The sequence below is a fragment of the Maribacter sp. UH1 genome (assembly GCF_056839145.1).
In genome coordinates this window covers 726,772-745,299 of record NZ_CM166387.1, presented here as the reverse complement: position 1 = coordinate 745,299, position 18,528 = coordinate 726,772, and the positions used below count along the sequence as shown (strand labels likewise).

Annotated in this window: 15 protein-coding genes; 4 read left to right on the top strand and 11 right to left on the bottom strand. The window is 34.5% G+C overall.

Going from position 1 to position 18,528, the window contains the following annotated elements; genetic code table 11:
• Positions 1 to 9: 9 nt before the first annotated feature.
• The 4 genes from UH1x_RS03300 to UH1x_RS03285 form a co-directional block, all read right to left on the bottom strand.
• On the bottom strand, positions 10 to 1,284 hold the full coding sequence (locus tag UH1x_RS03300; RefSeq protein WP_482625082.1) for a DUF819 family protein: 1,275 nt from the start codon (positions 1,282 to 1,284) through the stop codon (positions 10 to 12).
• 32 nt (positions 1,285 to 1,316) lie between these two features.
• Complete coding sequence (locus tag UH1x_RS03295) at positions 1,317 to 2,120, bottom strand: Cof-type HAD-IIB family hydrolase (RefSeq protein ID WP_482625080.1); 804 nt, start codon at positions 2,118 to 2,120, stop codon at positions 1,317 to 1,319.
• A 1-nt stretch (position 2,121) separates the two neighbouring features.
• Entirely contained in the window at positions 2,122 to 4,320 is a 2,199-nt protein-coding gene (locus tag UH1x_RS03290; protein WP_482625078.1) for a DUF5916 domain-containing protein, read from the bottom strand.
• A gap of 116 nt (positions 4,321 to 4,436) precedes the next feature.
• Positions 4,437 to 6,698: a transglycosylase domain-containing protein gene (locus UH1x_RS03285; RefSeq protein ID WP_482625076.1), complete on the bottom strand. Its 2,262-nt coding sequence runs from the start codon at positions 6,696 to 6,698 to the stop codon at positions 4,437 to 4,439.
• Between the two features lie 88 nt (positions 6,699 to 6,786).
• Here UH1x_RS03285 and UH1x_RS03280 point away from each other — a divergent pair, with 88 nt between their 5' ends.
• Positions 6,787 to 7,560, top strand: coding sequence for a S1/P1 nuclease (locus tag UH1x_RS03280; protein WP_482625075.1), 774 nt, complete (start codon positions 6,787 to 6,789; stop codon positions 7,558 to 7,560).
• Here the strand turns inward: UH1x_RS03280 and UH1x_RS03275 are convergent, their stop codons facing one another.
• Positions 7,561 to 7,839 carry a TIGR03643 family protein gene (locus UH1x_RS03275; protein WP_396633752.1) on the bottom strand — a complete coding sequence of 93 codons (279 nt, stop codon included), beginning with the start codon at positions 7,837 to 7,839 and terminating at the stop codon, positions 7,561 to 7,563. It abuts the gene before it with no gap.
• A gap of 158 nt (positions 7,840 to 7,997) precedes the next feature.
• Entirely contained in the window at positions 7,998 to 8,870 is an 873-nt protein-coding gene (locus tag UH1x_RS03270; protein WP_396633753.1) for an AraC family transcriptional regulator, read from the bottom strand.
• Positions 8,871 to 9,085: 215 nt separating this feature from the next.
• Here UH1x_RS03270 and UH1x_RS03265 point away from each other — a divergent pair, with 215 nt between their 5' ends.
• Positions 9,086 to 9,670 carry a hypothetical protein gene (locus UH1x_RS03265; RefSeq protein WP_396633754.1) on the top strand — a complete coding sequence of 195 codons (585 nt, stop codon included), beginning with the start codon at positions 9,086 to 9,088 and terminating at the stop codon, positions 9,668 to 9,670.
• A 51-nt stretch (positions 9,671 to 9,721) separates the two neighbouring features.
• Here the strand turns inward: UH1x_RS03265 and UH1x_RS03260 are convergent, their stop codons facing one another.
• The 5 genes from UH1x_RS03260 to htpG form a co-directional block, all read right to left on the bottom strand.
• Positions 9,722 to 10,081 carry a DoxX family protein gene (locus UH1x_RS03260; RefSeq protein WP_482625072.1) on the bottom strand — a complete coding sequence of 120 codons (360 nt, stop codon included), beginning with the start codon at positions 10,079 to 10,081 and terminating at the stop codon, positions 9,722 to 9,724.
• 22 nt (positions 10,082 to 10,103) lie between these two features.
• Complete coding sequence (locus UH1x_RS03255) at positions 10,104 to 11,897, bottom strand: DUF885 domain-containing protein (RefSeq protein WP_482625070.1); 1,794 nt, start codon at positions 11,895 to 11,897, stop codon at positions 10,104 to 10,106.
• A 19-nt stretch (positions 11,898 to 11,916) separates the two neighbouring features.
• Positions 11,917 to 12,549: an MOSC domain-containing protein gene (locus UH1x_RS03250; RefSeq protein ID WP_405395898.1), complete on the bottom strand. Its 633-nt coding sequence runs from the start codon at positions 12,547 to 12,549 to the stop codon at positions 11,917 to 11,919.
• A 154-nt stretch (positions 12,550 to 12,703) separates the two neighbouring features.
• A complete protein-coding gene (locus UH1x_RS03245; protein WP_482625068.1) occupies positions 12,704 to 14,122 on the bottom strand; it encodes a hypothetical protein in 1,419 nt (472 codons plus the stop codon).
• A gap of 97 nt (positions 14,123 to 14,219) precedes the next feature.
• The gene (gene htpG / locus UH1x_RS03240; RefSeq protein ID WP_036155888.1) at positions 14,220 to 16,109 is read right to left on the bottom strand and encodes a molecular chaperone HtpG; all 1,890 of its coding nucleotides are present in this window, start codon (positions 16,107 to 16,109) and stop codon (positions 14,220 to 14,222) included.
• A 371-nt stretch (positions 16,110 to 16,480) separates the two neighbouring features.
• On the opposite strand from htpG, the gene UH1x_RS03235 reads away from it, so the two are divergent.
• Positions 16,481 to 17,134, top strand: coding sequence for a TetR family transcriptional regulator C-terminal domain-containing protein (locus tag UH1x_RS03235; RefSeq protein ID WP_482625066.1), 654 nt, complete (start codon positions 16,481 to 16,483; stop codon positions 17,132 to 17,134).
• Between the two features lie 15 nt (positions 17,135 to 17,149).
• Positions 17,150 to 18,463, top strand: a complete 1,314-nt coding sequence (locus UH1x_RS03230) for an ABC1 kinase family protein (protein ID WP_482625064.1) — start codon at positions 17,150 to 17,152, stop codon at positions 18,461 to 18,463.
• The last annotated feature ends 65 nt before the right edge of the window (positions 18,464 to 18,528 follow it).

Genomic DNA, 18,528 nt, shown 5'->3' with positions numbered 1-18,528 from the left:
TATGATTTTTTATAAGCTTGAGGCTACCTCCATTAAATAAGCACAAAGTAAGGCACCACCGGTACCTACAACATAGCCTAAAACAGCTAATAGGACACCAACCGAAGTTAATGATGGATGAAACTCTGCAGCAACCACAGGAGCGGAAGCGGCACCACCAACATTTGCTTGACTACCTACTGCTAAAAAGAAATAGGGAGCTCTTATGAGTTTTGCGACCAATATCATTAAACCTGCATGAATGGCAATCCAAATAAAGCCAACTGCTATTAAGCCTGGGTTTTCAAGTACCTTGTTTAAGTCCATTTTCATACCAATAGTTGCTACTAGAATATAAATGAACATACCTCCAATTTTACTGGCACCTGCCCCTTCGTAATTTTTGGCTTTAGTAAAGGAAAGCGCTATACCTAAGCCGGTTGCGATAACCACCATCCAAAAGAAAGCAGAACCTAAGAATGAAAGGAAACTTTTTTTGTCGCTTACAGCATCAAAATTACTTTCCAAATAAGTGCTTATATGGTCACCAAAAAAATGAGCTATTCCAACAGCTGTAAAGGCTAGGGCCAGCATAATCATATAATCGTTCAAAGTAGGTACACGTGTAATTTTTTCAGTAAACTCCGTCACCTTTACTTTTAAAGTTTCAATAGCTGAGGTATCCGCTTTTAACCATGCATCAATTCTTTTCGTTCTACCAACTCCTAAAAGTACAATCGCCATCCAAACATTCGCAACCACGATGTCTATCAAAACCATACCACCATATTTCTCCGGATTATATTGAAATATTTCTAACATGGCAGCTTGGTTGGCGCCTCCACCGATCCAACTACCGGCGATAGTAGAAAGTCCCCTCCAAATGGCATCAAAATCATTTCCGCCAACAGTATCTGGAGAGAAAATTGAAACAATAAGTATGGCAATGGGTCCGCCTATAATAATACCTGCACTACCGGTTAAAAACATGATAATAGCTTTAGAGCCCAAGTTTGATATTGCTTTTATATCAATGCTCAATGTCATAAGAACAAGCGCTGCAGGTAGTAAATACCTACTTGCCATAAAATATAAATTTGAGATCTCATCAGAAACAATACCGGTACTGGTCAATATTGCCGGTAACAAATAACACATAAGTACTGCTGGTACAATGGAATAAAATTTACTCCAAAAGCCAGTTTTTAAACTAGATGTATAAAAGATAAAACCTAGGCAAAGTGCCAATAGCCCGAATACTACGGTATCATTTGTAATAAGAGGTTGAGTAATAAGATATGGCATAAAATATAAGTAAGTTGTATTTTCAAATATAATTAATAAACCAAGTTGTTAGCTATGTAATGTGCTACTCCGTCTGCGGTATTTTCTAATGTGATATCATTTGAAATAGCTTTAACTTCATCTCTTGCATTGCCAACGGCAACACCGTAGCCTACGTTTTCAAGCATTTCAATATCGTTGTAATTATCACCAAAGGCAATGATATCTGTTAGTGCTTCATGTTCTTCCATAAGTAGTTTAATTGCAGAAAGTTTAGAAACGGATTTTGGGGCAATTTCTATTAGGGTGTCATTAGAACGATACAGATTAAGATCTTCTCCGAGTTTTTCTTGTAGAATTGGCATCAATATATCTGCACTTGTTTTTGTACACATCAACATGATTTTGTGAGCGCCGATTTTACGCTCTTGCCAATTTTGTAATGTTTGCTCGGTATCTTGAAATACGGGAGTAGATTTGGTGTATTTAATTTCTTTTTCTACACGTAGAGAAGTTTTAGGTACAAACCATTCATTACTATAATACAATCCTAAATCGGCTTCTAGTCCTTCACACAAATCACTGATGGTGTTTAAAATATCAATAGGGATAAACACAGAATTAAGTTCTTTATTACCTGATAGAACTAATGCTCCGTTATAGCAAATGATGGGCTGGTCCGTAATACCAAGATCTTCTTGTATATACCACATTGCACTGGGCATTCTAGCGGAAACAAGTATGATTTTGGTTTCATTTTTTATTTTACCTATTTGCTCTATAGCCTTTAGAGAAACATCACTTTTTGTAGAAAGTAGGGTTCCGTCTAAATCTGAACACAAAATTTTATACTTCATATTAGATATTTAACCAGTAGGTCAATTTAAGATTGATCGATCTATATTTTGGTTCAAAAGAGTTGACAAAGTAATTATCGTTATAAACGATAAATAAGTCAGATAAGGGAGCAAAACGCCATTGAAGTCTAGAATTAAAACCTAAATTATCTCTTTGATTACTATACTGTACTAGTGTTGACCAAAAAATAGACTTACTAAAGGTAACGTCTATTTTTGGACTAATTAGCCAAATATCTGTACTTGGATAGGGATCAGGTAGCGATATTTTATCATAGTTCATGGCTAATGATAAAAATACTTTTGGTTGAAATCTCAAATACATTTCTGCCCCTACCGAGAACCTATCGCCATTAAAAAAGCTTCCCATAGTAGGAGATATAGAATAGGCGAACCTTTTTCTACTATCAGATTGATATTCTAAAGAAACATAATTGTAATGATAACCTACCTCATTGGGTAAGGGTATGGCATCATCTATATCGGTTGGGTCAAATTCATCAAAAAGGTAGGTGTAGGTATGTGTATAGGACACATTGATTTCTGATTGGTCGTTAAATTTCGACTCCCAAGCACCCATTAAATCATAATCCGTATGAAGGAAGTCATTTTCAGGGCTCCAAGTTAAAACAGGGAAAAATTGAAAACTATGGTTTTGTAAGGCACTATCTTCTGGCCAGAAAACACGCTCAATCATTGTTGCCGATTTAAAAATATCCGTTCTACGAATAAAGCCAAGGTCTGACCTGAAATCTTCACCAATGTAAACCATGTCTTCAAAAAAGTTCCAGTTTCTAGAGTTATACTGCATAAATGCACCTGAAGAAAGATTTGCTTTGCCAGCGTTATGAGCAAAAGATTTATGCAGATAGAATTTACCGTTCCAGATATTATTATCTGATATTAAATTATAATCTATACCTGCAACCCTATTATAACGGTCTTCAGGATCTTGAAATTCATAATCCTCAAATGATTGTCTATTGATAAAGAAAATACCAATATTGGATCGCCCAAAAACATTTTGCTGCAGGGCGAACATGGTATTGTTATTAGATGCAATTTGTTCATCTAAATCTTCAGCCGTCTGTAAATTTAGAAAGCCCAATCTTAGACCTTTGTTCAACTTTCCACTTAAACGAACGCCACCTATAATTTTATTTTCAATAGCATTGTCAGCTGTGTCTTTAGCGATACCTATACGCCTAGAGAAAAACGGATTAGCATCTCTGCCGCCACCAAAACTGCCAAATAAATCGCTGTTATCTATGAAAAACTGTCTCTTTTCGGGCAGTGAAACTTCAAAACGTGTTAGGTTGGTTACCTGATCATCAACTTCTACTTGAGAGAAATCTGGATTTACGGTAACATCCAAATTCATGCTGTTGCCAATAGCTATTTTAGCATCACCACCTATATTAATTTTAGTTTCAGATTCATTCAATTCAAAGTCTTTTTGCGAACCAAAATTTACATAAGGGATTACGGTAAGCGGAGTACGGTATTTACCCAACGGTTTCTCAAAAACCATATCGCCCATAAATGTGAGTCCGTATATATTTTGATTTTGAGGGATATTCGTCCACGTACTGTTCTCGTTAGATTGGGTATCAAAACGGTAACTATTAAATCGCCATTTGGTTTCACCTTCTTTAAATTTAAAAGCGGTTAATGGTATAGTCATTTCAGCCGTGTAGTAGCCGTCATAAATTTTAGAATCTCCGCGCCATTTTACATCCCATGAAATGGTAAATCCGTTAAGGTTCAATCCACCGCCGGAAACTAGTCCTTCACGACGAACTCCATACGGATTGATGCCAAATAGAAAAGCATTATTGCCGTCGTTGAAGGTGTCAAAAAGTAAAGTGATATTATCACTGTTTCCTGCCCTAAAGTCTCGTTTTAAGGACTGAATGGAAAAATCTGAACCAGCAGTATGTACGGTAATACCAATATATAGGTTAGATTCATCATATAGCATTTTAATCTCTGTCTGCTTTTTAGATTGAACAGTATCTAGGGGGAAGTATTGCCAAAATTCATCAGCCTGATCTGCAGTTGCCCATACAGGTTCATCAAGAATTCCGTCAGGAGTAATCTTAGCGTTAGTTTCGTTTATAACGAAAGATTTATCTGAAATTTGCCCATGTAAAGAGTAGCAAAAAAGTATAAGTACAAGTGTACTTAAGTAATTGGTCATTTTGGTAAATGTTTGGTGGTCAGCCAAATTTAGGTGTTTGTTTTGTTAAATAAAATGCCAAAACGAAATAAACAGGCAAATTATATAACTAAATACCAAATCAAATTAAGATTCAATTATCCATTGAACTTTTTGCTTTTCTTTTTATTGGGATTTTTAAAAAGTCTTTTGAAGAATCCGTCACGTTTTACAGGGTCACAATTCAATGCTTCTTGAACGGTAGATGACGGTCTTGGAAATTTCGATTTGGTGTAACTGTCAAACTCGGTGTCCTTGTTCAATTCTTGCATCCATAGCCCAAATAGGGGTAGAGCGGCATTTGCACCTTGCCCGATACTCGTATTACTGAATCCGATTTCATGTTGATCAAGACCAACCCAAGTAATGTGAACCAACTTAGGGGTCAAGGCAACAAACCAAGCATCTTTATTATTTTGGGTAGTACCTGTTTTACCGGCAATGTCATTATTGAGTCCGTATGTATTTCTAAGTCGAGCTGCCGTTCCAGAATTGACAGTAGATTTCATCATTTCAATCATTATCTGACTAGTTTCTTTAGAAAAAGCGGCTTTTTCGTTCAATTTGGGCTTAAATTCGGCTAAAACGGAGTCTTTATGATTAGAAATGCTTTTGATCAAATTTGGTTGAATATGTTTGCCATTATTTGCATAACTGGAATACGCTTGTGCCAAATCGATGATTTTGATTTCACCAGTGCCAAGAGCAATAGAAGCTTCCTTTGGTAATTTATCTTCAATACCCATTTTTTTGGCCATGGTCAACACATTGTCAATACCGGCTTTTTCCAAAACTTTTACAGCAATGGTGTTGATGGAATTGCTAAGACCTTCTTCCATTGAATAGTTGAGGTACGCTTCGTCTTTATTACCAGAATTAGAAGGTGACCAGCCTTTTAAATTATCATATTCAATTTCTTCGGCAGAGAAATAGGTGCATGGAGAAACACCTTGTTCTACAGCAGTTGTGTAAACAATTGGTTTGAACGTAGAGCCGACCTGGCGTTTACTTTGTGAAATATGATCATACTTATATTGTTCAAAATTAATACCACCGATCCAAACTAAAATGTCTCCGTTCGTTGGGTCTACAGCTAAAGAACCCGTATTTAAGAATTTGGTATAATGTTGAATACTATCCATAGAACTCGCAGTTGTTTCTTCATTTTCTTGCCAAGATTTGAAAGTCCTTTTTTGTTTGTCTTTAGATAAGCTATCTATAATTTGCGCATGGGACAAACCCGAACTCTGCAGTCTTTTATATGTAGGTGTTCGCTTGGCTATTTTTTCCATTAACTTTTTATCTTTTAACCAAGGTGCTTTAGAACCGTAACTTTTTTCAAAACTATGCTGCAATTTGGTCATGTGGTCAACCATAGCTTCTTCAGCCAATTTTTGCATTTTGTAGTTTAGTGTGGTGTAAATTTTTAATCCTGAAGTGTAAATGTTGTAATCCGTATCAGCTTCGTTTTGTTCTGTGATCCAGTTTAGCATTTCCTTGCGGACCTCTTCTCTAAAATAAGGTGCAATTCCGGCATTGTAATCAAACTCCCTATAATCAAGACCAAGACCTTCTTGCGAGAATTTCGTTACCTGGTCTTCGGTGATAAAATCATTGTTATACATGGCACGCAATACTAAATTACGCCTGCCCAAACTTTTCTCTGGGAATATTCTTGGGTTGTAACCATAAGTAGCTTTAAGCATACCCACTAATGTTGCTGCTTGGGGGGCGGTTATATCTTTAGTTTTGGAATTGAAAAATTTTAGTGCGGCACTTTCAATACCAAAAGTATTATCGCCAAAGGAAACCGTATTTAAATAGTTAGTTAGAATTTCATCTTTAGTAAAAATCTTTTCCAGCCTTTTGGCAATGATCATCTCTTTGACCTTATCGACTACTATATTCGTTTTATTCCTTTCTTTTCTAGGATATAAATTTTTTGCCAACTGTTGGGTAAGGGTACTGCCACCACCAGAAGAATTATCGCCTAATAGTACGGTTTTAAAACCAACTCTAACCAGACTTCTGATGTCCACACCAGAGTGCTCATAAAAACGCTCATCTTCAATGGCAACTAATGCATGTATCAAATGTTCTGGAAAATCTTGAAAGGTAACAGGTTGTCTATCGTACAAATAATATTTACCGATCAATACACTATCTGCGGTAAAAACCTCAGATGCCATTTGATATTGAAAATTTGAAAGTTCTTTTTTAGAAGGGATTTTCCCCCACAAACCAATATTAACACTAACAATGAATAGAATGAACAGGGCAAAAAGACCCAGAATACCTAAGCCGATTATTTTGCGGATACTAAATTTTCGTTTAGATGATTTTCTCGTCTTCTTCTTCATGCCTGCAAGTTCAGATATAAATTTAATCTTACCAAGTTTTAACAATGCCTTAAAATTTGATGTACTATTTTTGGGCAAAATTTTAGTGATGAAAAATTATATTATTTTACTTTTTTTGGTATCGAATTTCACTTTTGCAAATGATATGTATTGGTCAAAAACCGGACATAGGGTTGTTGGTGAAGTTGCGGAACAGCATTTAAGTAAAAAGGCAAAACGTGCTATTGAAGATTTATTGGAGGGGGAGAGTTTGGCTGCTGTTGCCAATTTTGGTGATGAAATAAAATCCGATCGAACATACCGTAAATTCAGTACATGGCATTATGTAAATATTCCGTTTGGAAAAACCTATGAAGAAATAGAGAAGAATGAATATGGGGACTTGGTACAAGGGGTTAATACATGTTTGGAAATTATAAAGGACGAAAACAGCAGTAAAGAAGATAAAGCCTTTTATCTGAAATTCTTGGTTCACTTAATTGGAGATCTACACCAACCTATGCATGTGGGTAGGGTAGAGGACAAAGGTGGTAACGATATTCAGCTACAATGGTTTGGTAACGGAACTAACTTACATAGAGTATGGGATTCTAATATGATTGATGAAAACGGAATGAGTTTTACGGAACTTGCTACGGAATACCCAGAAATGTCAAAGGAACAAATAAAATTTCTACAGAGCGGAAGTTTGCTTGATTGGGTTGAGGAATCTCACCAATTGGCAGAGAAAGTTTATGCTTCTGTTGAGTCAGGTGAAAAATTAAGCTACCGTTATAGTTATGATTGGTGGCATACTGTAGAAGATCAATTGCAAAAAGGCGGAGTTCGCCTTGCTGCAGTATTGAACGAGGCATTTAAATAATTATCGTTTAGATATTTTATTTCCTGTAATGTGGCGTTGTCTAGAACATCTAAATCGGTCCATTTCATCGGATCTTAATTTAGCATGTTTTGTAGCGCGACCTTGAACACGTTTGCGCCACATTCTAAAACTACTTGGTTTCATTTCGCGACGCATGACTTCAATAGTCTCCTGTTCGCTAATACCAAATTGAAAAGTAATGGCTTCAAACGGCGTACGGTCTTCCCATGCCATCTCAATAATACGATCTAATTCTCTTTCTGTAAATTCTTTTATCATAGCGGTATAAAGGTACTACATGAAAATAAATTGTGAAGAACACGTATCCGTTTTTTTATAACTCAAAAAGAATAGGGCAAAAAAGAAAGCTTCTAAATGAGGTGGAAATTACCATTTAGAAGCTTTAAAATTTTAGTACTATATATAAGGTATAACTTTTACACCATAACATTCTTTAACTCGTTCCTGTACTCTGACGGATTTTGACCTGTAAATGCTTTAAAAGATTTATTGAAGTGAGAAAAGTTATTGAATCCGCATTCAAAACAAACCTCCGTAATACTCATAGGCTTTTCTGCAAGTAACTTAGAAGCATGTACCAATCTATATTCATTTACGAATTGTACGAAAGTCTTATTCGTAATCTTTTTAAAGTACCTACAGAAAGACGGTATAGTCATACTTACCATAGAAGATATCTCCTCTAGGGTAAGTTCTTCTCTAAAATTATTTTTAACGTGATTGAATACAATGTTAATACGGTCATTATCCTTAACGTCTGTGGTAAATGAAAAACCTTCCGCATTCAATAACCGCATATCATCTGAATTACCGAGTTCGTTTAATATATTAAGGATGGATAATAGTCTTTGAAAATCTGTCTGATATTCCAAAACCTCCATTTTATCTCCTATTTTTCGTTTTGTCTTCCCAGAAAAAGCAATTCCGCCACTAGCGCTATTAAACAAGCTTGCAATTTTTTTCATCTCGGGAAGGCTAAAGAAGTCTGGTCCTAAAAAATCTAACTTCATTTGAACAACCGTTTCACTAGTATTGCCGGTAAGGGCATCTGTAAAGCCGCAATGAGGTAGATTGCTACCTATTAATATAAGGTCACCATTCGTATAATATGATACATGACTACCAATTTGCCTTTTACCAGAACCACCGTTTACATATACTAACTCCAATTCTGGGTGGTAGTGCCAAAGGTTATTTTTATTCAATCGATGTTCATCAAACTTCTGATAAGTGAAAGAATGACCAAAATCTGGTTTAATAGCTTCGAATGTAGGTTTTTGTTTTACCATGATACTAGGGGATTATACTATAAAATTAAACCTTCTAATTTGTATGTTCTTTGCAAAATTAACTAAAATATGTGGAATCTTAACCATAGGGTAATAATGGATATATGAAGTGGTTAAAATAGCACACAAATAGGGAAAATATGATGTAGTGAGAGCTTTATAACGGCTGTATGTTTGTAGTGTAAATTATCATTAACCCTTAAATAATTTATATTATGAAAAACCTAGTAAAATTCACAACAGTTGTTGCCTTTATGTTAGCTACAGTAGCAGGCATGGCAAGAGAGCCAAAATTAAACCTATTATCTGCGGGTAAAGCCAAGAGTGTGGTTTTAACAATGGATGCATCTACAAATGGTGTACAGGTTAAGTTAATGGATTCTGATTTAAATGTTATTTATTCAGAAAAAATGACCGAAGGTCAGTTTAGCAAGAAATTAAACCTTAAAGATTTGACAGATGGAGTATACTTCTTATCTGCCGATGATAATATGACAGCATATTCATATACAATCGTTTTAGATAACGATAATGTGAAAATCGTAGAATCTGATGAAGAGATCAAGCCTTTCTTTAGAAAGACTGACAATATGATCTTTATGAACTATTTAAACTTAGATAGAGCAGATATGTCTATCAAGATTTACGATACAGAAAGTAGAACAGTATTTACACAAGAAGTAGCAGATGAGTTGATTGTTGAAAAAGCATTCAATTTCACAGATGCTTTCCCTGGTACTTACACGGTTACCGTTAAGTCTGCAGGTAAAACATATACTGAAGAGTTTGTTGTTAATTAAGTTGATTTAAGTTGATTTAAGAAGGGGACGGGAGCGTCCCCTTTTTTTTTGCTATAATTTTAAGTACATAAAAGCCCAATACATTAAAGCAAATTGTATTGGCAATCTCAGTAAAAGTGCCCACCTTGGTAATCCTGCACTTGCCTTTTCGCTAGACAACATATAAAAGTGCACCAATAAGAATACGGCAAGCATAGCAATAATGCCATAAATGGAAAAGTTTTTGGTCTCTTTAAAAAATAGACCAATACCTAGAACAATCTCTGCTACACCGCTTAGCAGAACCAAAGCTTTGTGAGCAGGTAAGTAGCGTGGCATAATTCTAAGATATATCTTAGGTTTTATAAAATGCATAAAGCCCGCAAAAATATAGATCGCGCCCATTACATATAAGTGCCACGGATAAGTCATACGTATTTTAAAGTTTAATATGTTAAGCTTTGGTGTTTGCGGAAATCCAATTCATGATTTTTTCTTCAAGTAACGCTAACGGTACGCAACCTACTTCTAAAACTTTCTCATGAAATACTTTAATGTCAAAATCTTTACCAAGATTAGCTTCAGCTTTAGCACGAAGTTCCATGATTTTTAGCTGACCTATTTTATAGGATAGTGCCTGACCAGGATTTGCCATATATCTTTCTATTTCTGCGGTAATACTAGCCTCGGATTCTGCTTCGTTATCTAAAGAATATTGAATTGCTTTTTCTCTAGACCATCCTTTAGAATGCAAACCAGTATCTACGACCAAACGAACAGCACGGTGCATTTCTGCCCCTAGCATTCCAAAATATTGATATGGATCTGTGTAAAGCCCTAATTCTTTACCTAAAGATTCTGTGTACAAAGCCCAACCTTCACCATAGGCGCTGTACCAAAGTGTTTTTCTGAATTCGGGTAAATTTTCATTTTCCTGTGTCAGTGAAATTTGAAAGTGGTGCCCCGGTATAGCCTCATGTAAGAACAAATCTTCATCTGAATACGTGTTGTAAGAGGTAACGTCTGGTATAGGAACATAAAATATTCCAGGTCTGGTACCATCTAAAGAACCAGGGTTATATTCTGCACTGGCAGAAGCTTCTCTAAAAGCCTCTGTACGTCTTACCTCAAAAGGAGTCTTAGGTTGTTTGCTAAATAAAGCATTTACCTTAGGCATCATTCTTTTGTGGATGTCATTGAAATTATCGATAACCTCTTGTGGGTCTTTAAAGGGCATCAGTTCCTTTTTGTTACGAACTTCATTAAAGAACGCTTTTAAGTCACCTTCAAAACCTACTTGCTTTTTAACGGCTTCCATTTCAGAGCTAATTCTAGCGACTTCTTTTAATCCAATTTCATGGATTTCTGAAGCAGTCATATTAGTTGTAGTGTATAATTTTATTTGATGTGCATAAAATGCATCGCCATTTGGTATTCCTTGTATACCACTAGTTTCTCTACCTGCATTTAAATATTCTGTAGCCATAAAATCATGAAGTTCTTTGTATGCAGGAATTATTTTATTGGTAATCACTGCTGTATAAACTTCGGTTAATCGTTGTTTGTCTGAGTCGGAAAAATCTGCAGGAAAGTTTTTAATCGGACTGTAGAATAAGTTGTCTACAAGTTCGGTGTTAGCAACACTGGCTAGTTGCGGTAATACTTTTTTGATAAGCGATTTAGGTAATACATTTTTAGATTTGATACCTTCTTGCATTTTAGATTTGGCTGAGTGTAACCAGACTTCATAGTCTTCTAAACGCTTGCTCCAGTTTATATAATCTTCCGTAGTCTTAAAAGGTTGTGCACTTGTGCCACCGGCTAATTGACCCATCATTAAATTCATGGACCACATTTGGTCTATTGGAGTGTACTGCTCAAAAGCCAGTCCCTCTAAATTTACTTCACATTCCCATTTTAATATAGATTTGGACATTAGCTCACTTTCAGAAAGTTGGGCATTGTCAAATTTCTCCGCTTTTTCTAAATAAGTTTGGTAATAGTTGACCAGTTCTTTCTTGTAATTATCAGAAAGGAAATTTGGTAAAGTATCATTGTATCTATTATCACCTTGAAAAGTAGCGTTTAATGGATTCAATTTTAATCCGTCATCATAATAATGAGCCAATAAGGTTATAAAGCCAATATTATGTACCGTGGGGTTGGTAGAAATTTCGCCGTTCGTTCTTAGTTGCGCTTGCGTATGTAGCCCAATAGTTAGGGCAAGTAGTATAACTAATTTTTTCATTGAATTGAATATTAAAATATTATAGGTATTTCTTGAACCTGTCCTTTTTGTATTGCGGTACAGCTTCGTTGGTCATGAATAGTTCCAGCAAATCTTTTGATTTTTCTTTTGCGAACATCAATTCATAAAATTGTTGAGAGGTAAATGTATTTTCAGATTGTTCCACTAATATCATTTCATCACCGGCAGCTACAAGACCTTCTTCTAGTATTTTTACGTAGGTACCTGGATGATTATGGGTAATAAATTCTTTAAGTATTTTTTGCGTTCCAAAACGGATGCCTAGTTTATAGCAAGGCTCACGTGGCTGAGAAACTTGTACGAGCGCTTTGCCTAATTTATAAATATCGCCGACGCGAATTTTAGATTCATCAAGACCTTCTACGGTTAAGTTTTCACCAAACATACCCCAATCCCATTCTAAATCTGGGTAAAGATTCTTCCAATAATCATAATAGTCGGCAGAGAAAAGATAGCATGCTTTATTGGTGCCACCATGGTGAACACGGTCTATTACAGTGTCATCTTTAACATCATTTTTAGTTAGAAATAAACTTTTAGAAGTTGGGTATTTGAAGATACCGGTTTGCTCTTTGGCGCCGTTCCATTCAAAAGTTACTGCATCTCCTATGTTCGTTGAAATCACCTTCATGTGGTGAAGATAAAAAAAGCACTAGTATTTATAATTAAAGGTTTACCTAAAGTTGACCAAACTGTTACTAAATTGGTTGAAAACAGCTTGTGTAAATGATTAACTATAGATTTTTATGCTTCATATTTGCTAATTTCTAAATTTAGAAATAAGACTATTTGTATTGATTAGTTGTCACAGTGTCTAGTAATATGCCAGTATTTTGAACATTTTGTGATGAGCTATTTTCTGGGAAGTACCAGAAGGGGATGGTGACTAAAACTTTCTCAATGGTTTTGGATTTTGGGTCTATTTGATTTTTTTTAGCAGGACCTGTTATGGTTAAAATGTGTTTTCCTTGATCTAATTTTTTGATATTTAAATAGGTTTCAAAGCCTAATCTTTCTTTAGTATTTGAGCTTATTATAAAATCACTTTGGTATTGATTTGAATCTATTTTAATAGTGTAAATTTCATTTACTGTTTTAAGATATTCTTTTAAATTTAATGAATCTTTTATTCCAGAAGCATCATTCATTCCTCTTTTAAAATCAATGGTTAATGAAGATTGAAAACCTCTTTTGTCGTCTTCAGGTTCTAGGTTGTTATTTTTGTCAAATATAAAATCTTCTATTTCTTCATTATATATTAAGAAAAGAGGTAGGTATTTAGTTTCTATAATTTTTGAAGGTATTGAGGCTGTGTTAATAAATTTCCCTTCTTCGATTGATAAATTATCATAGTGCTCACTTAATATCTGAAATTCAGAAGAATCATTTGTAGAATTCACATAATTCGAATTTCTATATTGTAACGAAGAAACAGTAACTATTATAAGATATACAGGGAGTATTATAAAACTTAAGCGTTTGCCTAATTTGTTATCTAAAAAATTATATGCTAAAGGTCGATATAAAAAGGATAACGTTAGTTTGCTGAATACCCAGTATATTGGAAAATATATTGTTGATGTCCATTTTTTCTTTTTCAAAAATCCTTGACCTAAAAAGTCAATAAAAACTACTAACGATGAAAGAATAAAAGGTATAACTAGTGCTATAATTAGAGTTCGTATTGCCCATTTTGGAAGAAAAGTAAGAAGTTCGAAACTTTGAGTAATTAAAACGAAACTAAATGTTACGGTAAAGAATCCGATAACATAAAATATCATTAAAAATGAAGCTGCAAAAATGATACTACAATAGGTTTCGAGATTGGCAATATATTGATCAAAAGACCCAACCTTTCTTTTTAAATAGGATGTAAATTTTTCCGAATAATTAAGAGTTTTATAATTAATATCACCAGATACATATCTTAAGCCTATGGCACCTATCCATAGCCCTCTTAATAGGACATGTACGACCAAGTTAAAAGTAAATATTTGACAGCATATAAGAATAACAGCCCATAGTATTCCAAATTGATCCGATTCTGTAACAGAGCTTGCTGCGGCTTTTAATTCTAAAGGTTCATTTGCAGCAAACAAACCATAAATAGCAAAACCAGAGATAATTAATTCTAATTGCCAACTTTCTTGTTGTAACTTATCAAGTAGCTTTTTGAAATTGACGCTGCGGTAGTTGGTGCTCATTTAATTCTAAGTTTCTATGCTGAAAGATAACAACATTTAACAAAAAAGCCACTACAAAAAATGTAGTGGCTTTTCTTAAGATTATAGGAAATGGAAATTACTTCACCATCTCGTAGCTACGCTTAATGAAATCTGTTAAAGCTTTACCTTTAAGTAAGCCTTTAGATAACTTCGCCAAGTCAAGTGATTGATTGATCAATCGCTCCTTTTTCTTCGCTGTCTTTGTATTTAAAAACTCACTAACCAATGGGTGATTCGTATTAACGATCAGGTTGTACATGTCTGGCATAGAACCCATACCAAACATACCACCGCCACCGCCAGTCTGTTGCATTTCTTTCATACGACGCATAAACTCAGGCTCTGTAATAGTGAACGGAGAAGAATCGCTATCCATAGCTTCTAATTGAACTGTAAAGCTTTTATCAGTAATAGCTTCTTCCAATTCTTTCTTCAAGGTTTCTTTTTCTTCTTCAGATAATTTAGAGATTTGAGTTTCTTCCTTTTGAATCAATTTGTCAATATGATCAGCATCTACACGAGCAAAAGAAATATTCTCTTTAGAACTTTCTAGCTTCTGCATTAAGTGACCGATAATTGGCGAATCTAATAACAACACTTCGTAACCTTTAGCCTTTGCAGTTTCAATATAACTGTGTTGTGCTTCTTTGTCAGATGCGTAAAGAATAACTGTTTTTCCGTCTTTATCTGTTTGTGTGTCTTTTATTTTCTCTTGTAGCTCTTCAAACGTAAAGTAAGAACCATCTACGGTTGGGTAAAGTGCAAACTTATCTGCTTTGTCAAAGAACTTATCTTCAGAAAGCATTCCGTATTCAATAACGATTTTAATATCGTTCCATTTTGCTTCAAACTCGGCACGATCATTTTTGAACAGCGAGTTCATTTTATCAGCCACCTTTCTAGTGATGTAAGAAGATATTTTCTTTACTGCACCATCAGCCTGTAAATACGAACGAGACACGTTTAACGGAATATCTGGAGAATCTATAACACCACGTAGCATGGTCAAGAATTCAGGAACAATACCTTCAACGTTATCAGTAACGAATACCTGGTTTTGGTATAGTTGAATTCTATCTTTCTGCTGATTTAAATCGTTAGAAAGTTTTGGGAAATATAAAATACCCGTAAGGTTAAAAGGATAATCTACATTTAAATGAATATGAAACAAAGGCTCCTCAAATTGCATTGGGTAAAGCTCTCTGTAAAAACTCTTATAGTCTTCTGGCTTTAAATCTGCAGGTTGCTTTGTCCATGCTGGGTTAGGGTTGTTAATGATATTGTCAACCTCTTGCGTTGGCGCAGGATCTTCTTCTTTTGCACCTTCAGGTTTTGGTAAAGTTTCAGTCTTCATTCCAAATTTGATCGGAATAGGCATGAACTTATTATACTTTGTTAAAAGCTCGTTTATTTTACCATCTTCTAAAAACTCGGTAGAATCATCTGCGATATGAAGAATGATTTCCGTACCACGCGTTTCTTTTTCAGCTGGTTCCATGATAAATTCTGGAGATCCATCACATGACCAATGAACCGCTGGCTCATCTTTAAAACTCTTGGTAATGATCTCTACTTTATGGGCAACCATAAATGCAGAATAGAATCCAAGTCCAAAATGACCAATAATTCCTGAATCTTTAGCAGAGTCTTCATACTTGTTCAAGAACTCTTCAGCACCAGAGAAAGCTACCTCATTAATGTATTTCTTTACTTCTTCTTCTGTCATACCAAGACCTTGGTCAATGATATGTAGTTTTTTGCCTTCTTTGTCTGCTTTAACCTCTATAATAGGGTTGCCATATTCAACCTTTGCCTCGCCAATTGTGGTCAAGTGCTTCATTTTTAAGGTTGCATCTGTTGCATTTGAAATTAATTCTCTTAGAAAAATTTCGTGATCACTGTACAAGAACTTCTTGATCAGTGGAAAAATGTTGTCTACGGACACATTAATTTTACCTGTTGCCATTTTTTATATTTTTTATGCCACAGTCAGTGCGGCCATTGTTAATAATGATTGTTCGTTGCTATTGGTCAAAAAAAATACCATAATAGCTTATTGTGACAAACTGACAGTTTACTGCCGATAAAAGTTTAACATATATTTTTGTTTATGAAATATTGAAAAACGTTAAACATAATGTATATTTGTATTGTGGTTATGAAAAAGTGCTATGAAAAAGAATTTTAAGCATAATCACATGTTGATTATTTATTGGTTAGGTTGTTTTGAAAACGTGCTATTTTTAAATAGCACGTTTTTGCTAAATAAAAGCTAATGTTTCATGAAAACTTCTAACTATGAAATCTGCATCGTACCTTATATAAAAATAATTTGATATGCCTGCAAAAGCCAAAAAAGTAACAAAAGAGACGATTATAACAATGTTTATGGACTACGTTTTAGAAAACGAGAAGTTACCTAAAACAGTCTACAAATTTTGTAAAGTAAATGCTATTGAAGAATCAGATTTTTATCTTCATTTTGGATCAATAGATGCCATCAAGAAAGGTATTTGGAATACGTTTTACACCAACACAGTTAGTGTAATAGAGAAAAATAAAGAGTATCAGGATTTTACAAATAGAGAAAAGATGCTTACGTTTTTCTATACCTTCTTTGAAGTATTGACATTGAATAGAAGCTATATTTTATTTATAATGGATAGTGCTTCTGGTCCGTTCAAAAATATGGAGCAGTTAAAAGGATTAAGAAAAAATATTAAGGAATTTTCTAAAGGCTTGATTGCAGATGGCAATGCAGACAAGAATTTAAAAATTACGAAACACAACCCGCAATTGTTTTCAGAAGGGGCATGGTTACAGACCATGTTTTTAATGAATTTTTGGAAATCGGATGATTCTGCCGCATTTGAAAAAACAGATGTTGCTATTGAAAAATCTGTAAACACCATTTTTGATGTATTCGATAATACGCCATTGGAGAATATTCTTGACTTTGGGAAATTTCTTTATAAGGAAACCTTTGCCTAATCTAAATCATACGATTTGAAAACACTTGATAAAATACCTACCGGAAAAATAGAGCGTGCAAGTAAGCTGGTGAAAACCGGAGCTAAGATTGGTGGTAATTATGCCAAGTATTTGGGTAAGAAAATCATAAATCCCGACACGACTAAAGACGAGTTGAACGAAGATAATGCCGCAGATATATATGACGGATTAAAATCATTAAAGGGTAGTGCGCTTAAGGTTGCACAGATGTTGAGCATGGAGAAAAATTTACTGCCTAATGCTTATGTAGAAAAGTTTTCACTTTCACAATTTTCAGTTCCCCCTTTATCGGCACCGTTGGTTAGAAAGACTTTTAAAAAGTATTTAGATAAGTATCCAGAAGAAGTTTTTGATACGTTCGATAAAAATTCTATTAATGCCGCTAGTATAGGACAGGTGCATAAAGCAACTAAAGACGGTAAAAATTTAGCGGTAAAAATTCAGTACCCAGGTGTAGCACAAAGTATAAGCAGCGATTTGGCGATTGTAAAGCCAATTGCTATTCGTATGTTCAATCTTCAAGGCAAAGATTCAGATAAATATTTTAAAGAAGTTGAAAATAAACTGGTAGAAGAGACAGATTATATTTTAGAAGTAGCACAAAGTAAAGAGATTACCGAAGCATGTTCGCTAATACCGAATATCAATTTCCCCAAATATTATACAGAATTGTCTAGTTCACGTATAATAACAATGGATTGGATGACCGGTAAGCACTTGAGTGAATTTACAAAAACTGATTTTTCTCAGGCAACAGGAGATAAATTAGGTCAGGCATTGTGGGATTTCTATATGTTTCAAATTCACGGATTAAGAAAAGTACATGCAGATCCGCATCCAGGTAATTTTTTGGTGAATGATAATGAAGAGCTTATCGCTATTGATTTTGGATGTATTAAAGAAGTACCGGATACTTTCTATGTACCGTATTTTGAATTGGCAAGACCAGAGGTGATATCAAATGATGAAAAGTTTACAGAAAAGTTATACGAGCTTGAAATATTGATGCCTAATGATACTCCAGAAGAAATATTATTTTTTAAATCGATATTTCATCAATTGCTAAGTTTATTTACATCACCTTTTCATAAAGATGATTTTGATTTCGGCGATGAGGTTTTTTGGGGTGAAATTGCGGCATTGGGAGAACAATTCTCTTCAGATAAGCAAATACGGAAAATGAATGGAAATAGAGGTTCAAAGCACTTTTTGTATATGAACCGTACCTTCTTTGGTCTTTATAATCTTCTTCATGATTTAAAATCAAATATCAAAGTAAACGACTACCAGAAATATTTGAGGTTGTAATTTCACGCTCCTTTGTAATAATAGATGATTGTTATATTTTCAAAAAAATTTCTTAATAGTTGTTT

Excerpts from the sequence above, each read along its gene's own strand:
- UH1x_RS03300 (WP_482625082.1), bottom strand. The coding sequence starts at position 1,284 with ATGCCATATCTTATTACTCAACCTCTTATTACAAATGATACCGTAGTA.
- UH1x_RS03295 (WP_482625080.1), bottom strand. The coding sequence starts at position 2,120 with ATGAAGTATAAAATTTTGTGTTCAGATTTAGACGGAACCCTACTTTCT.
- UH1x_RS03290 (WP_482625078.1), bottom strand. The coding sequence starts at position 4,320 with ATGACCAATTACTTAAGTACACTTGTACTTATACTTTTTTGCTACTCT.
- UH1x_RS03285 (WP_482625076.1), bottom strand. The coding sequence starts at position 6,698 with ATGAAGAAGAAGACGAGAAAATCATCTAAACGAAAATTTAGTATCCGC.
- UH1x_RS03280 (WP_482625075.1), top strand. The coding sequence starts at position 6,787 with ATGAAAAATTATATTATTTTACTTTTTTTGGTATCGAATTTCACTTTT.
- UH1x_RS03275 (WP_396633752.1), bottom strand. The coding sequence starts at position 7,839 with ATGATAAAAGAATTTACAGAAAGAGAATTAGATCGTATTATTGAGATG.
- UH1x_RS03270 (WP_396633753.1), bottom strand. The coding sequence starts at position 8,870 with ATGGTAAAACAAAAACCTACATTCGAAGCTATTAAACCAGATTTTGGT.
- UH1x_RS03265 (WP_396633754.1), top strand. The coding sequence starts at position 9,086 with ATGAAAAACCTAGTAAAATTCACAACAGTTGTTGCCTTTATGTTAGCT.
- UH1x_RS03260 (WP_482625072.1), bottom strand. The coding sequence starts at position 10,081 with ATGACTTATCCGTGGCACTTATATGTAATGGGCGCGATCTATATTTTT.
- UH1x_RS03255 (WP_482625070.1), bottom strand. The coding sequence starts at position 11,897 with ATGAAAAAATTAGTTATACTACTTGCCCTAACTATTGGGCTACATACG.
- UH1x_RS03250 (WP_405395898.1), bottom strand. The coding sequence starts at position 12,549 with ATGAAGGTGATTTCAACGAACATAGGAGATGCAGTAACTTTTGAATGG.
- UH1x_RS03245 (WP_482625068.1), bottom strand. The coding sequence starts at position 14,122 with ATGAGCACCAACTACCGCAGCGTCAATTTCAAAAAGCTACTTGATAAG.
- htpG (WP_036155888.1), bottom strand. The coding sequence starts at position 16,109 with ATGGCAACAGGTAAAATTAATGTGTCCGTAGACAACATTTTTCCACTG.
- UH1x_RS03235 (WP_482625066.1), top strand. The coding sequence starts at position 16,481 with ATGCCTGCAAAAGCCAAAAAAGTAACAAAAGAGACGATTATAACAATG.